The organism is Enterococcus sp. 125944, from assembly GCF_051909435.1.
In the GTDB taxonomy this organism is placed as follows: domain Bacteria; phylum Bacillota; class Bacilli; order Lactobacillales; family Enterococcaceae; genus Enterococcus_D; species Enterococcus_D gallinarum.
The window spans coordinates 22815-37698 of the sequence record NZ_JBQASY010000005.1; the positions used below are offsets into that span (position 1 = coordinate 22815).

The 14884-nt window shown below is 40.8% G+C and carries 16 protein-coding genes and 1 riboswitch; of the genes, 6 read left to right on the forward strand and 10 right to left on the reverse strand.

The genetic code is table 11. The annotated features are described in order from the left end of the window. Window positions 1-87: 87 nt before the first annotated feature. From ACTFWY_RS05945 to ACTFWY_RS05985, 9 genes are all read right to left on the reverse strand, one after another. Window positions 88-1011: a LysM peptidoglycan-binding domain-containing protein gene (locus ACTFWY_RS05945; RefSeq protein WP_253263785.1), complete on the reverse strand. Its 924-nt coding sequence runs from the start codon at window positions 1009-1011 to the stop codon at window positions 88-90. Between the two features lie 51 nt (window positions 1012-1062). After that, on the reverse strand, window positions 1063-1254 hold the full coding sequence (locus ACTFWY_RS05950; RefSeq protein ID WP_010709820.1) for a hypothetical protein: 192 nt from the start codon (window positions 1252-1254) through the stop codon (window positions 1063-1065). 290 nt (window positions 1255-1544) lie between these two features. After that, a complete protein-coding gene (locus tag ACTFWY_RS05955) occupies window positions 1545-1841 on the reverse strand; it encodes a hypothetical protein (protein ID WP_060814850.1) in 297 nt (98 codons plus the stop codon). Between the two features lie 571 nt (window positions 1842-2412). After that, on the reverse strand, window positions 2413-2706 hold the full coding sequence (locus ACTFWY_RS05960) for a type III secretion system protein PrgR (RefSeq protein ID WP_171335556.1): 294 nt from the start codon (window positions 2704-2706) through the stop codon (window positions 2413-2415). A gap of 55 nt (window positions 2707-2761) precedes the next feature. Beyond that, window positions 2762-4186 (reverse strand): primase C-terminal domain-containing protein, encoded by a 1425-nt coding sequence (locus tag ACTFWY_RS05965; protein ID WP_025191765.1) that lies wholly within the window; start codon window positions 4184-4186, stop codon window positions 2762-2764. 220 nt (window positions 4187-4406) lie between these two features. Further along, window positions 4407-4928 carry an isochorismatase family protein gene (locus ACTFWY_RS05970; RefSeq protein ID WP_003128133.1) on the reverse strand — a complete coding sequence of 174 codons (522 nt, stop codon included), beginning with the start codon at window positions 4926-4928 and terminating at the stop codon, window positions 4407-4409. An 11-nt stretch (window positions 4929-4939) separates the two neighbouring features. Then, complete coding sequence (locus tag ACTFWY_RS05975) at window positions 4940-5458, reverse strand: transcription repressor NadR (protein ID WP_060813229.1); 519 nt, start codon at window positions 5456-5458, stop codon at window positions 4940-4942. Beyond that, the gene (locus ACTFWY_RS05980; protein WP_060813230.1) at window positions 5458-6351 is read right to left on the reverse strand and encodes a chorismate mutase; all 894 of its coding nucleotides are present in this window, start codon (window positions 6349-6351) and stop codon (window positions 5458-5460) included. Before ACTFWY_RS05980 ends, ACTFWY_RS05975 begins: the two co-directional genes overlap by 1 nt. A 27-nt stretch (window positions 6352-6378) precedes the next feature. After that, on the reverse strand, window positions 6379-7077 hold the full coding sequence (locus tag ACTFWY_RS05985; RefSeq protein ID WP_003128130.1) for an NAD-dependent protein deacylase: 699 nt from the start codon (window positions 7075-7077) through the stop codon (window positions 6379-6381). A gap of 222 nt (window positions 7078-7299) precedes the next feature. Between ACTFWY_RS05985 and ACTFWY_RS05990 the strand changes: the two genes are divergently transcribed. From ACTFWY_RS05990 to ACTFWY_RS06015, 6 genes are all read left to right on the forward strand, one after another. Beyond that, window positions 7300-7602: a hypothetical protein gene (locus ACTFWY_RS05990; protein ID WP_003128127.1), complete on the forward strand. Its 303-nt coding sequence runs from the start codon at window positions 7300-7302 to the stop codon at window positions 7600-7602. Window positions 7603-7738: 136 nt separating this feature from the next. Continuing rightward, window positions 7739-7911: riboswitch (Lysine riboswitch) on the forward strand. 109 nt (window positions 7912-8020) lie between these two features. After that, the gene (locus tag ACTFWY_RS05995; RefSeq protein ID WP_003128126.1) at window positions 8021-9607 is read left to right on the forward strand and encodes an ABC transporter permease subunit; all 1587 of its coding nucleotides are present in this window, start codon (window positions 8021-8023) and stop codon (window positions 9605-9607) included. Between the two features lie 12 nt (window positions 9608-9619). Beyond that, complete coding sequence (locus ACTFWY_RS06000) at window positions 9620-10354, forward strand: amino acid ABC transporter ATP-binding protein (RefSeq protein ID WP_003128125.1); 735 nt, start codon at window positions 9620-9622, stop codon at window positions 10352-10354. A 218-nt stretch (window positions 10355-10572) separates the two neighbouring features. Beyond that, window positions 10573-11934, forward strand: a complete 1362-nt coding sequence (brnQ, locus tag ACTFWY_RS06005) for a branched-chain amino acid transport system II carrier protein (RefSeq protein ID WP_409534088.1) — start codon at window positions 10573-10575, stop codon at window positions 11932-11934. 108 nt (window positions 11935-12042) lie between these two features. Then, window positions 12043-13548, forward strand: a complete 1506-nt coding sequence (locus tag ACTFWY_RS06010; protein ID WP_252712230.1) for a helix-turn-helix domain-containing protein — start codon at window positions 12043-12045, stop codon at window positions 13546-13548. Window positions 13549-13914: 366 nt separating this feature from the next. Further along, window positions 13915-14277: an iron chaperone gene (locus ACTFWY_RS06015; RefSeq protein ID WP_060813233.1), complete on the forward strand. Its 363-nt coding sequence runs from the start codon at window positions 13915-13917 to the stop codon at window positions 14275-14277. Window positions 14278-14410: 133 nt separating this feature from the next. Here ACTFWY_RS06015 and ACTFWY_RS06020 read toward each other — a convergent pair whose 3' ends face one another. Next, window positions 14411-14773, reverse strand: a complete 363-nt coding sequence (locus ACTFWY_RS06020; protein ID WP_409534085.1) for a hypothetical protein — start codon at window positions 14771-14773, stop codon at window positions 14411-14413. Window positions 14774-14884 lie beyond the last annotated feature (111 nt).

Genomic DNA, 14884 nt, shown 5'->3' on the forward strand with positions numbered 1-14884 from the left:
GGAGATCTCACTCGTGGTAGTTCATTCATACTGATTCCTCCAAACAAAAAAAGCGAGAAAAATTCTCGCTTTTTTCACATCACTATTTTATTGATCTGTTTCATAAAAATCGACTGACCATTTATTAATCGGATCATGGTCTTTATTTAATAAACTAGGAACTCCGAAACCATAACCAAACCATTTACTATTTTCATCTTTGATTTCTTTCCAACCATATGCCATAGCCTCTTCTTCAGAATTAAAAACTTTCCCACTATTTCCAATCATTGCTGGAATAGGCTCCTGATCAACTACTGCAGAAGGATCAATTGCTTGAGTCGTGGTCGATCCACCTTGTTCACCACTTGTACTTGGTTGTGTCGGCGTCGTTGGTTTTTCTACTGATTGATCTGATTGCGTTGGTTGATTATCTGCTGGCTTACTTGGTTGAGCTGGTGTTTCTACTATTCCTGGAGAAACTGTTGTCCCAGCAGTAGAGCTAGTTGCCCCCTCAACAGAACCGCTTGTCACGGTTTGACTGCTGTTTGTATCACTAACAGCACCACTCATTTCTTGACTGCTTATAGCTGTTTTACCGCTATTTGCAGTTGTTCCTTGTGCTTTTTCTTCCGCTTGTTTGGCAGGCTCTTGCTTACCTACAGGTTTATTCGCATCATTCTTATCTTGTGGGGTTACCACTGATTGCGCAACCGTTTCTCCCTTATCATTCTTAGCTGTCACAACATTCCCATCAAAGACTAACGTATTGCCTGCGTAAATCAAATCGACATTCGCAATCTTGTTCAAATCTGCGAGTTTTTGTACCGTCAAATTCGTCGCTTGACTGATTCCCCACATGGTATCTCCCCAGACAATCGTATATTTGTTTCCTTGTGTTTTTGCAATGTCTTCTTTAATTTGATCGACTGTACGAGGTGTCCATTCAGCTGCTTCTGCTTTTTCAGTATTCATTGCTAACGCAAGTCCTCCCACAGTCACTCCAATAGCCAATACTCGTAAAATCTTCATTACACATTCCTCTTTTCATTGTTATTTTTTATTTTAAGCAATTATTATTGCTTATTTCTCTTTTTCATCTAAAGCATTTAGTTCTTCTTGAATTGCTTGATACTCACGATCTACCAACGTATCAATCACAATTCGATTAGAAATACGCACCTCAAAGTCTTTGGGTCGTGCATTCCATACACGCTTGATTGCATTTGGCTTTTCATGTGTCTCAGGGCTAATTGCAGCACTTGTTTCAGCCATCTTTTGAACTCCTCCTTACTCAATTTCTATATTCATTAGATCTACATAAGAAAAGGGTTTCAATAGGTTTTACTTTTTTTAGTACCGAATACATTTTATTTATTTTTCTATCTTCAAATCCCCTCAGCCATGACGAGCACGTCTTCGATTGGATTCTAAAACGCTCAAAACTTTTTTCGTATTGAATTGGTTATGAAAGAAAAGTAACGAATGACTTGCTACAATACTACTGTCAACAATTGCCCGACTTTGTTTCTCAATCATATCCTCATTCTTTTTCATTACATTGATCAATTAGGATCTTCACAGCGCACGTGCTTTACGGCGTGTTTAAAAATTGTCATATATGTTCCTGTTCGTGTTCCTTCTTTGTCTAGTAACGCGATCATAAAATCGTACGTTGAGATAAAGTATAGAATCCCCTCAATTCGCTTACTGTCCATAGTCACAATCGTTACTCTTTTATTCAAGAAAAAGTTTAACCCTGTAGGTGTTCGTTGCTGTCGTCGTTCATCCGTTCTTGTGTGCTTTGGTCCTCTGACTGCCACCCTAGGCTCTTTATTCTTATTCGTTTTTTTTATTGACATATTTCCATTCCCTTCCAATCGTTTTCTTTTGTAGACTAGCCTTTTTTCGTTTGCTAGTTTGTCTTTTTTACTTATTTTGACAGAAAAAACAAAGAAATGTCTGACCTCGCAAGGTTTCTAGCGTTCGCAACCTCAAACTCGTAGAAAGAAAGAATCGCTCCCTTGAAAACAAATGAACGATTACTCGTCATCTTTTGTTTTCGTACTAGCTGAGTCTTCGCAACTCTCCTCCCTAGTATGTGCCTCACCCATCCAAACGCACCGCTTCTTCTAGCCGTACTATTTTAGGCGTTTTATCCTTCCTAAGCTCCGAATAGGCACGCTGATCAGCTTAGAAAGTTCTGTTGATATTCAGTTGTCAAGGATCTGGAAAAACATATCAAAAAACAGTTTACGTGTGTCGCTTCAGTTCAACCCTAGTTCAAGGGATTCCTTCCACCAGGTAGCTTTGCTTTTTATCATCAAATGTTTCTGAAAAGCAAGTACGTTTCGTGTCCGTGCGCTGCTTTTTAATAGCTTTTCACGCTAGTTTTAAATAAACTAACAAACGAAAAAAGGCTAGTTTGTTGGTTCAGTATATTTCTTTTAATTTTGCATAGTGCTCTCGCAAAGTGGTTAACGGTTGTTGCGGACAACCACGACAAGCCACAATCTTTCCATCTAAGAAAATCGACTTGATTTGCGAAAAAAACAGTTCCGCTTCTTCATCAATCCCTAGGTCTCTTGTAACAATTACTTGCTTCTTTCCTGAATCATCCACAATAATCCGACTAAGCTTCCGTTGAGAGATTTTCCATCGCTGCCGATTGAATAGCGTTACTTCACAACAAATTCTTTCTAAATGTAAAGGCGTTAATTCCAACAAAATACCACCTCCTTATCATAGATATATTGTAAAAGGCAATTGGCGTATTTTACTTTCAGCCTGTATCGGCTTCAAATAAGTCTAGCTGATCACTTCTACGATACGCTTTAAAAAAAGGAGCGATTGTTGTTTCTAATTCTTCATTTGTTAGCAAGAATAACTGCTTTAGCCGAAACAAATACACTTGTTGCTTATCTCGCGTGCGTTTTAAACACTGCTTTAAAAATGTTCGTATCGACATCAAAATAATTCCTCCTCCTTTTCCACGCTTACTACGATAAAAAATTTTTCTTTCTTCTTTTAATTCTTTTAAAAGTCGATCAAGACTACGTGCAGGAATGCCTATCTTCTCTTGTAGCTCTTTTTTGGTACTTTCTATGTACGCTAATCCTTCGGCTTCTACTCGTTTTAGATAATCTAAAAGATCTACTCGCCATTCATGTTTGTGACTATATTCTCGTTGTTCTCGTGGCTTTTTGAACTTCCACCATCCTCGTCGCTGGATAAACAACTCTTTTTCCTGGATATCTGCAGCAATCCATTCTTGACACAATTCTAGGATAAAATCTCGTCGAGCTGCTCGATAATTGCTAGAGTAGGCACTCTTTACAATCGTTTCTACTTCTTTTTCAGCTAATGGTTCTCTCAAGCGTTCGTTGAATTCAAACATGTTGTACTCACAAGTTTCTTGCCCATAACCAGAAGAAAAATAGGCGAGAGAAAGAGTGAAAATCACATTATTTCTTCCTAAACGTCCCTCTCCTCCGATAATGTTGGCTTTTCGTAGTAACAAATCAAACCAAGGTTCGTCCACTTGGCGATATACTTTTTTCTCAGGAAACACAATTAATTTCGCGTTTCTTTCTGCTTCACCTCTCTGGTTAGAGGCTGTTTTCATCGACCAATTGATCCACTCTGAAAATGAATACTGATTCTCTGATTCGTAAAACACAATATTTCTTTTATTCGGAAATCGAGCAATACCAAAATGATTACAGCCACTATCTACACCGACTAACTGTTTTGCCAGCTGTGATCGGATAGTCATTGAAATTCGCTTTGCTACTTCGATTACTTTGAAATTGCTTTTACTTGTAACATAAGCCGGTGAACTTAATAAAAAATAGACTTGATAACCAAAATCGGATTCTAGAATCAACGTTGGCATAAAACCTAGCTGATCGATACATGCCAGGATAATTTCTCCTTCATGATTTTCTTTTGAATCGATATCAACAACAAACGTATTGATTTGACGCAGATTTTTTTCAAAATGTCCTTTAACAACTAATCGTCTTGTGTCAGTATATTCTCCATATCGATAAACATTTGGCGTCCAGTGTGTAATCGTATCAGCTTGTTCTTCAATCGCTTCTAAAGAAGTAATGACGATTCCTCTGGAAACAGATAAGGCTTCTTTTGAATAGTAAATAAAAATCGAGCCTTTCTTTTCTTCTTCAACAAAGCCTATCGGCTTCAGCTGACTATTCCTAAACTTGTAAGTACGTAATCCATTTTTCAAAAAAATTTTAAGCACTTTTTTTCTCCTTTCTGTTTTAAAATTGAGCAAACAAAAAACTCTGTATAAGGTTGCTTACACAGAGTTTTTAATCATTGTTATTTAATTTTTTGAGAGAATTCCAATTATTAGAAATTTCTAATTTAACGGTTGGCATTCAGGTAAAAATTAGACACTTACACTATTTTTTTTCAGAATTTTTTGGCAATGCTAGAATCTGGGCATAGCGATCTTGCCAGATCCGCTCATACCAATGAATGATTTCAGCAGCTGACCAGCCTTCGGATGCATAAGTAGTCGTTGCTTGCTGATACAACACATTCTGATACCCTAATCCATGGGCAAATTTGATCGTGCCATCCATACAAAATTCAGTCTGCGCACCGATCCATTCGATGCTGCGAACATGGTGCTTTGTCAACAAGGACTGTAAGGAGGTATTGAAAAAGCTATTCGCATGAGTCTTGCGCAAAAACAAGTCGGTTGCTTGCACAGCCAAATCTGGATGTAAGAGCCATTCATCTGTTTGGTAGCCGAGTTCTTCTTCCTCATGCTGCACAAATAAAACGGGGCGTTGTGCATGACGGTAAGTTTGGATCCGCTGGTTGGCAAACAACAGCAGCGAATCGAGATGATCCAGTTTGGTGCCATTGTTTGAACACACACCTTTTTGTAAATCAACGATGATCAGAATATCTTGCATCCACTTCTCCTTTAGTTTTGGTATAAGATTCCTTTATCAGCCAACAATTGCTTTGCTTGCTCTAACTCTGCTGCTTCTTGGTAGCGTAACGTATGGAGATGGATCCCATTGGTCAAATCAGAAAGCAGGCGGGCTTGTGAATGCTGGTATTTCCGCATAAAGTCTGCGACATCTTGTTCCGTTTTGATCCGCAGATTCCCTGTTAATTCCCCATAAATCTCATGTTCAACGATCACATCAATCACTTCGATTCCGCAAGAGACAAATGTCAACAATTCTTCTTCTGTTTGTTCCGGACGGTGTTGCACAGCAAGTTTGCTGACATGACCTGTCTCACTTGCAGCTTCTAAGCGGTAACCGCGAGCGGTAGCCACGATAGCCTCTCCTGCTGCTCGCAACAAGGCAATGTCACCAACGATGATTTGGCGGCTGACACCTAACTCTCCCGCTAATTTACTAGCACTGATCGGTTTCTCGGCGGCCTGCAACTGCTTGATGATTGCTTCCCGTCGTGTTGCTCCATCCATCATTATCCCTCCAATTGATTCTTTTGATAAGTGCGAGAATGTTCCATGATCGACTCAAAGGTTGCGACAATCGTTTCTTCGAAGGCTTTATTGGAAACGGACTGGCGAACATTGTTCAAAACAGCTTCTTCCCGAGATTCATCCAGAACTGCTGTCTGTTCCTGTTTTTTCCATTGGACGATTTCACTGACTGCTGTCATGCGTTTTTCTAATAATTCTGTCAGTTCTCGATCAATCGCATCGATCGTCTCCCGTTGATGATCGATAGCAGCAACGACTTCTGTCGTGCTTTTAGTGGCGGGAGCGACATCTTTTGCGATCTCTTCGATGGTTTCACCAGATTCAATGGTTTTGATGATCCGAGCTGGATTTCCAGCGATCACCACGTTATCAGGGAAGGATTTAGTCACGACACTTCCCGCACCAACGACCACGTTATCGCCTAAACGAACACCTGGAAGGATAACTGCACCGCCACCGATCCAAGCATTGTCGCCAACTGTAATTGGTGCGCCATACTCAAGGCCACTATTACGCTTGACTGGATGCAATGGATGAGAAGCTGTAAAGAGACGAACATTTGGTGCTAGCATACAGTTATCACCAAAGGTAATGGGACAAACATCTAAAAAGATACAGTCATAATTGGCATAGAAATTTTTTCCAACTGAAATATTATAGCCGTAATCAAAGCGGACATTCGGTTCGATATAGATACGGCCAGCCACTTGACCAAATGTCTCTTTTAGCAGTTGTTCTTTGATCATCGGTTCGGATTCCCGATTGATCAAGTGCATTTGTTCTCTGGCAAATTTGCGATCGGCAACTAATTCTGGATCTGGTGAAAAATACAATTCACCAGCAATCATTTTTTCTTTTTCTGTACGTTCTGTCATAATGTGCCTCCATACTCCTTTTCAATTTTAGTGTGAGAGTTTTGCAAAAACTGTTTCCCCACTTGCTAAAACTTGAGGAGTCGTATTTTGTTCAAGCATTGTTTGGTTGATGATCAAGCAATTCTGGCTATTTTGATACTGCAACAAACCAGCAAAAGGATAGACTTGTAATGAGGTGCCTACCACGACCACTAGCTGTGCATTGGCAACAGCGTTGATAGCTGCAGTAATTGTTTCTTCGCTGAAACCTTCTTCATACAAGACGATCGCTGGACGAATCTGTCCACCGCAATCGGCATGATGCCAGTCTGTCAAATAGGTTTGCCAAGGAACTTCTGCACCGCATTGACGGCAGTAACAGCGGTAAAGGGTTCCGTGAAAATCAATACGCTGCTGACTCCCCGCCTGTTGATGGAGGCCATCAATGTTTTGCGAGACTACCCAAACGTTCCGTTCTTGAGCGAACTCTGCCATCGTCTGATGGATCACATTGGGCTTTGCTTCAGGATGGTAGAGATGTTTGACAAATTGATAAAATTTATCCGGCTCTCTGACCATACAAGTATGACTCAACAGATATTCTGGCGCTTCAATGCCATGATAAATCCCTTTCAAAGAGCGGTAATCCGGAATACCGGAAGGGGTTGAAACGCCCGCTCCTGTCAAAAAAGTGATAGACTCGGCAGCTTGAATCTTTTCGACAGCTGTTTCAATCGATACTAACATTTTGCTGAACTCCTTCCGTGATTGTTCTACTTTTTAATAGTATACCTAATTTCCCCATTTTTTATAACCATCATCCGCGATTTTTCACAAACCTTCCCTTGAAAAAGCCTCAACAGGAAGGAAATCTTCACTTGGAATTTTCAGCTCATTTCATTGATTCTTTCATGACATTCTACAAAAAACGTGGTAAACTATTCACGAATCAAAGTGAGGTGAAATACATTGGTAGCATCTATTATTTATTGGGCAATGATCATCATCAGTTTCGGCTGGTTGGCAGTTAGCTTATACTTCTCTATTTTCTATTTATCTCGTAAAGAAAATGGAAATCTATGGGCGTTTGCTTTCTTAAATGTCATCACAGCAATCATTCAAGCACTCGTTCTATTGGTTTATCGTACATTAGGTCAAGACTGGGGCGTTACACAATACTCAAGTCTCATTTATTTAGCTCTAGGCTTATTACTAGGTCTGACAGTTATTCAAGCTGTCTTAGGCCGCGAACCAAAAGCCAAAGTTGCTTAAAGTAGCCGAAAGTAAAGAAAAGCAGTTCCCTTTTCCAAAGAAAAGAGACTGCTTTTTTTGTTGAAAAGAATTGACAAATCCACCTTTTTCTTCTACACTCGATTAAGTATCATAATCAAATACGAGTATCCTTTAACATTTAGGTAGAGGTCGCGAGGTTCATTAATCCTGCTGAGTGAAGCAACACGTCAAAAGCAGAGCTAGGGAACATCGCCGAAACAAAATGATTCTTGCTTGAATTATTTTGTTGGGACGCAAGTGAACAACTTGCGTACTGTCTTAGCTTGGCTAAGTTGCGCTATGTTTTGTGAAAGGTTTGTCGACGAAATTGTCAACAGCCGTTTTCCAATCATGGAGTACGGCTGTTTTTTTGTTACCTTTGCCTGTCTGTAGTGCCACTCGTGAAAGGAAAGAGAAAATGAAGAAAATGAATTGGTTTTGGGCATTTTTCGCCCTCTGTTTCACACTTGTCAATGTATCGATGACTGCTCATGCAGATGATCAAACTCCAGCTGATCAGTTTCGAGTGGGGATGGAAGCGGGTTATGCCCCTTTCAACTGGACCCAAACCACCGATGCCCATGGAGCGGTACCTATTTCTGGCGAGAAAGGGTCTGCCTATGCTGGCGGTTATGACGTTCAAATCGCGAAGAAAATCGCTGATGGTCTTGGCAAAGAATTAGTGATCGTCAAAACACAATGGGATGGCCTGGCACCTGCATTACAATCAGGGACCATTGATGCGGTAATCGCTGGGATGTCCCCTACAGCCGAACGACGGGAACAAATCGATTTTACCGATCCTTACTACGAATCGAACTTAGTCGTTGTCGTTCAAAAAGATGGTAAATTCGCAAATGCGAAAAGTTTAGCTGATTTGACAGGTGCAAAAATCACCGCCCAATTAAATACATTCCATTACACAGTGATCGATCAAATTCCAGAAGTACAAAAAGAACAAGCCATGAAAGATTTTTCTTCCATGCGCGTCGCGTTGGCTTCAGGCATCATTGACGGGTACGTCAGCGAACGTCCTGAAGGCGTCACTGCTACAGGGGCAAATCCTGATCTGAAGATGATCGAATTTGCCGAAGGTCAAGGTTTTGAAACCAACCCAGAGGATGTCCAAGTTGCCGTTGGTATGCGCAAAGGTGACCCCGATGTCCAAAAGGTCAACGAGATTCTAGCGACGATCCCTCAAAGTGAACGCACGAAACTCATGGATGCGGCTATCGAAGAGCAGCCTGCGGACACCAGCGGAGATTCAGCGAATCAAGGTCTGCTGGCCGATTTCAAAAAAATCATCGATGACTATGGTTCTCTATTTTTACGAGGGGCAGGATTGACGCTTTTCATTGCGATCGTTTCTACTGTCGTCGGATTATTGATTGGTCTATTAGTCGGTGTCTTTCGGACGCTGCCAGCTGCTGAAAATCCTGTAAGTCGCTTTTTCCAAAAATTGATCAATGCATTATTGACGATCTATATTGAAGTTTTCCGTGGCACACCAATGATGGTACAAGCTATGGTCATTTTTTATGGGACTGCTCTAGCATTTGGTGTTTCCATGAATCGTACGATTGCGGCATTATTGATCGTTTCTATCAATACAGGAGCCTATATGTCTGAAATCGTCCGTGGCGGGATCTTTGCAGTGGATGATGGTCAATTTGAAGCAGCACAAGCAATTGGAATGACTCACTGGCAAACGATGTTCAAAGTTGTCTTGCCACAAGTTATGCGAAATATCTTACCAGCAACAGGTAACGAAATCATCATCAATATCAAAGATACTGCCGTGTTGAGCGTAATCAGTGTCGCCGATCTTTTCTTCCAAGGAACATCGGCTGCCGGAACAAATTATCAATACTTCCAAACATTTGCGATCATCGGTGCAATCTATCTCGTTTTGACAATCTCTGCAACTCAAATTTTACGTTTTGTTGAACGCAAAATGGATGGTCCTAGTTCTTATGTCAAACTAGAAGATATCAACCCAGAATAAGGAGGAAGACAGATGTCAGCAATTATCGAAATCGATCATTTAAAGAAAAGTTTTGGCGACAATGTCGTTTTGAAAGACATTAGTCTTTCGGTCAATAAAGGTGAAGTCGTAACGATTATCGGCTCCTCCGGTTCAGGGAAATCCACACTGCTTCGGTGTATCAATCTTTTAGAAAAGCCAACCAGTGGAAAAATCATTTATATGGGCGAAAATGTCCTAGAAAAAGGATACAGCTTACCAAACTATCGGACTCATTTAGGGATGGTGTTCCAGTCCTTCAACCTTTTTAATAACATGGATGTTCTGGAAAATTGTGTCACGGGCCAAGTCACTGTTCTAAAAAGAAATCGCGCCGAAGCAGAAAAAATTGCTCGGGAGAACTTGGAAAAAGTCGGCATGAGCCGCTACGTCAAAGCAAAACCGGCTCAATTATCTGGTGGACAAAAACAACGGGTAGCCATTGCCCGGGCATTGTCAATGGATCCTGATGTGATGTTATTCGATGAACCAACTTCAGCTCTTGATCCAGAGATGGTCGGAGAAGTTTTGAAAACGATGAATGCGTTAGCTCATACTGGGCTGACTATGGTCATCGTGACCCATGAGATGGGCTTTGCTAAAGAAGTCTCTGACCGAGTGATCTTCATGGACAAAGGTGTGATCGCTGAAGAAGGCACACCAGAAGAAATCTTTATCCATCCAAAAGAACAGCGGACGAAAGAATTTCTATCGCGGGTACTTAATTGATCCTGTGCTGAACTAGGGTACAAGTTGCAGACAAAATGATTTAGACGAACAGTCAGTGCCTTCCTGTCTTACAAGAGGGCATTGCTCGTCCTTACCGAATCATCTTCTTGTCGCTTGTTCCCTGGTTTCTTTTTTTGGCCTTGGTCAACTAAGAGTTGCTATTTGATCATTTTTTTGTTATTTTTTTTAAAACTAGAGAACTATAGGAGTAAGTTGATATGAAGAAAAAGTTACGTATTCAAGACTATTTGTATGTTGGTTCTATGTTGTTTGGTCTATTTTTTGGTGCGGGAAATTTGATTTTCCCAGTGCATATGGGACAAGAAGCTGGTAGTAATGTAGCCCTTGCCAATTTAGGTTTCTTAGTGACCGGAATTGGGTTACCATTCTTAGGCGTTATCGCATTTGGTCTTTCCCAAAGTACGGGTGTCTTCGAATTAGCTTCACGGATCAACCGCCGTTATGCCATTATTTTCACTGTGTTGCTTTATTTAGTGATTGGTCCTTTTTTTGCACTCCCTCGGTTAGCCACAACTTCCTTTGAGATCGGACTTGTACCCTTTGTTTCCCAAGATCTCCAAGCACCCTTGTTGGCCGTATTTTCACTATTATTCTTTGGGGCTGCGTGGTGGTTCTCACGCAAGCCTAGTAAGATATTGGATTACGTAGGAAAATTCTTGAATCCCCTCTTTTTGGTATTGCTTGGCTTACTTTTAGTCTTTGCTTTTACGCAGCCAATGGGTACCATCCAAGAGGCGCCTGTTTCTCCGCTTTACCAAGAACACGCCTTCTTCACCGGCTTCACAAATGGGTACAATACGTTGGATGCACTAGCCTCATTAGCCTTTGGCATCATTATTGTGACTGCGATCCGTAACATGGGTATCACGAAACCTTCCGAAATCGCGAAAGATACGATTCTTTCTGGCTCTATCAGTATCTTTCTGATGGGGATCATCTACACATTGCTTTCCTACATGGGAGCGATGAGCCTAGGAAAATTTGCGATCAGTGCCAATGGTGGGATCGCTTTAGCACAAGTAGCCAACCATTACTTAGGCCGCTCTGGAAGTCTGCTCTTAGCATTGATCGTCATTTTAGCTTGTTTGAAAACTGCGATCGGATTGATCACCGCATTTGCCGAAACCTTTGCAGAATTGTTTCCTGCAAGAAGCTACTTGTTTTTCAGTGCTGTTGCCAGCATTCTACCGGCGATCTTTGCAAATGTTGGTCTGACGAAAATCATTGAGTTTTCAACTCCTGTTCTGATGTTTGTCTATCCGCTGGCCATTACATTGATTTTGTTGGCGATCATTAGTCCATTGTTCCAGCATCGTGCCAGTGTGTACCGTATGACCACTTATTTCACCCTGGTGGCAGCCATTATTGACGGATTAAATGCTTGCCCGGCATTGATTAGAGACACTGCTGTCGTTCAGCAGTTATTGAAATTTGCAGAGCAATACTTGCCGTTCTTCAAAATCGGCATGGGTTGGCTGGCACCTGCAATCATCGGTTTCATCATAGGTCTCGTTTGGGCTTGGTGCAAAAAAGAACCGAAATCCGTCAAAAATCATTAATTCATTAAAAATGACCTACCATTTTTGAAAGGTAGGCCATTTTTTTTGATAAAAGACTGACAGTTGAAACAAAAACAGGTACAATAGACCCATTAAAGGAGGATATTTATGTTTTACGAAGAACTTATGATGGATCCGCAAACGTTGATCAAATTTAAATTATTCCGGCGCATGCTTACTTTACAAAATCCAAATCATCCAATCGCGCAATTAGCCAAAGAAATGGACTTGAGCTATCAGCAAACATTCATTGAGTTGACTGAGATCGATCAAGATTTACACGAGTTGACCCCGGATCACTTGTCAATACTTGGACGTGGTGGCAAGCTGCAGCCCCAAAATATTGCGGCAACGATTGATGAGTACCGGTTTTATCTTTTGAACAAGAGCGTACCATTCTTATATGTTCTTTATATGCTGAATGAAGAAAATCCTACCATTACGGATTTTTGCAAGAAATATGATGTCAGCCGTTCAACAGTATCCCGAAAATTCGAACATCTAAAAAACCATTTGAAGCAGTTTCAATTGCGTTTTACTTATACAGAATCGAATCTCGTTGGCGACGAGCGCTTAGTGCGTCTTTCCTTATTCAATATCATTTGGTTAGGCGTCCGGGGGATCACATGGCCTTTTGCCGTTTCTGAGTCTGATGCAGAAGCTTTCGTCGATGAGTTTGCTAGCTATTTTCCTATCTCTCGTTCTTATCTAGGGAAGCTAGAGTTAAAATATTTTGCTGCGTTGGTCCTTTTACGCATTAGAAAAGCGAATTTTGCAAAATACGACCGCCGTTATAATTTTTTGATGAAAAACAATCGCTATTATGATTTCAATCGCTTGCGTACCACGTTGACTGCCGATACTGAATTAACAGAAAAACAGCTTAAAGGAGAATCAAGTTTTATCTATTTGCTCTCCCAAATGCTACCCTTCTACTTGTCTGAGGAAGATCCTTCCTTGCAACAAACATTGACATTCTATACGACTAAACAGAATCCGATCTATCCGTTAGTTTCTGATTTCCTTGCCCAAATGAAACAGACCTATTTTGCTGGACAGCAGGAACTTTTAGATGATCCTATCTTGATTGGTAATCTAATCAATGCGACCTTTGGCAACTACGTCTTTCGACAACCGTTTCCTAATATTTACCGGCTGCTCACCCTTTCCATGGGACATGGTCTGCCACAGGAACAATTGCATCAGCATATCGATCAATTCTTTACCGACTATCGCTCTTCCAATAATGTAGACTATATCAATGACACCAATCAAGAACAGTTAGCAGCGATGTTTACTCACGTCTTGTTACCATTCTATGATAAGATCCGCTACGCCAATCGGCTGCATGTCGGTGTCGTTTTGGAAGACAACTTTTTACTTGTCCAATCCTTGAATCAATTTCTGCAAGACCTGACCTTTGTGCAAGCGGATCCTTATGATCCGCAATTGAAGGAAACCTATGATTTAGTGATTAGTTCCAATCAATTGATGAAAAAAATGAACCCAACGATGGCAACTTATCTATGGGATTATGCAGCTGCTGATGCTCAATACATCGATCTTTATCGTACGTTGAAAAAATACTTCAATGAAAAAAATCAGCACGTGTAACCGAATCGTTATCTTTTCTTAAGAACTTCCGAAAACTTTTGTCACAGAATATTCATATTTAGTTAGTATAGTATAAGCATACCAACAAACAACCCTAACACTTTTTCATTTTTAACTCCTTCCCGCCGGCCACCCACCGGCGGGTAATTTTTTGCCTCTTTTTCTCTAGAAAGCAATCTTTAAAACTTTCCAAGCTTTTCTCCACAAAAAATTCACATTTGCCGACTATAGTATAAGCATACCAACAAACAACCCTAACTAACACTTTTCATTTTTAACTCCTAGCCTGTCAGCCACCCACTGACAGGCTCCTTTTTTTGTAAAATTCCTTTCTGTAGTACAATCAATACAAAAAGGGGGGGCTTTATGACAAACACCATTGAAACAGTTGATCAGTATATTGCTGGCTTTCCGGATCATTCCACTGTATTGCAGGAGGTCCGACATGTAATCAAAACAGTCCTGCCGGATGCCGAAGAGCGGATTCGTTATCAGATGCCAACCTATTTCCAAACAGAGAATATCGTCCACTTTGCCTGTGCAAAAGAGCACATAGGATTTTATCCAACACCCTCTGCCATTCTTGCTTTTGAAAAAGAATTGCAGCCTTATAAGACCAGTAAAGGAACAGTCCGTTTTTCGTTTACAGAACCTATTCCTTATGAGTTGATTGCTCGAATAACCGCTTGGCGTTTGCAAGAAGTTTTAGCGAAAACAACTACCGATTAACTAAAAAAGTGTAACAAAAAAGTCTGTGAGTGTAATAAAACAACGTCCTAAGATCAGCTTGATTGCTTCTTCCGCCTACATGGCTGTTATCTGCTGTCTTGGTCTCTTGTTTTACTTACGTCACAGACTTTTTTTACTTTTCGGGCCGCGTTGCTTTGACCTTTAATGTGCTGACCTTTAAAACGCTGGCTAAAGGGATCATACGAATTTGTTGCCGATCACTTTGCAGTTTCAAAACAACTTGTTCTTTCGCAACCGTTTTTCCAACGATCCAACCGGTAACGGTTTCAAAACTGCCAACCTTATCGGTTTTCACTTGTAAGACGACCAGATGTTTGTCACTGGCCGCTTTTTGCAAAATTTGCCGAATCTCATTGATCTTTTCAGTTTGATTTTTTTTATCGGCATTGTCACTGAAGAAAGTATCCAACAAGGTTGTCGAAGTCATGACAATCAACTTGCCCAGCTGTCTGATGGGAGATGATTTCTTTTCCATTGGTCTTTCCTTTCTGCTAACAGCAGCGGGTTTCTCTAAAACCGCACATACGTTCTCGTTTATTGCTTTTATTTTAACAAATTTTGAGGAAAAAACAAGCGAACATTCCCT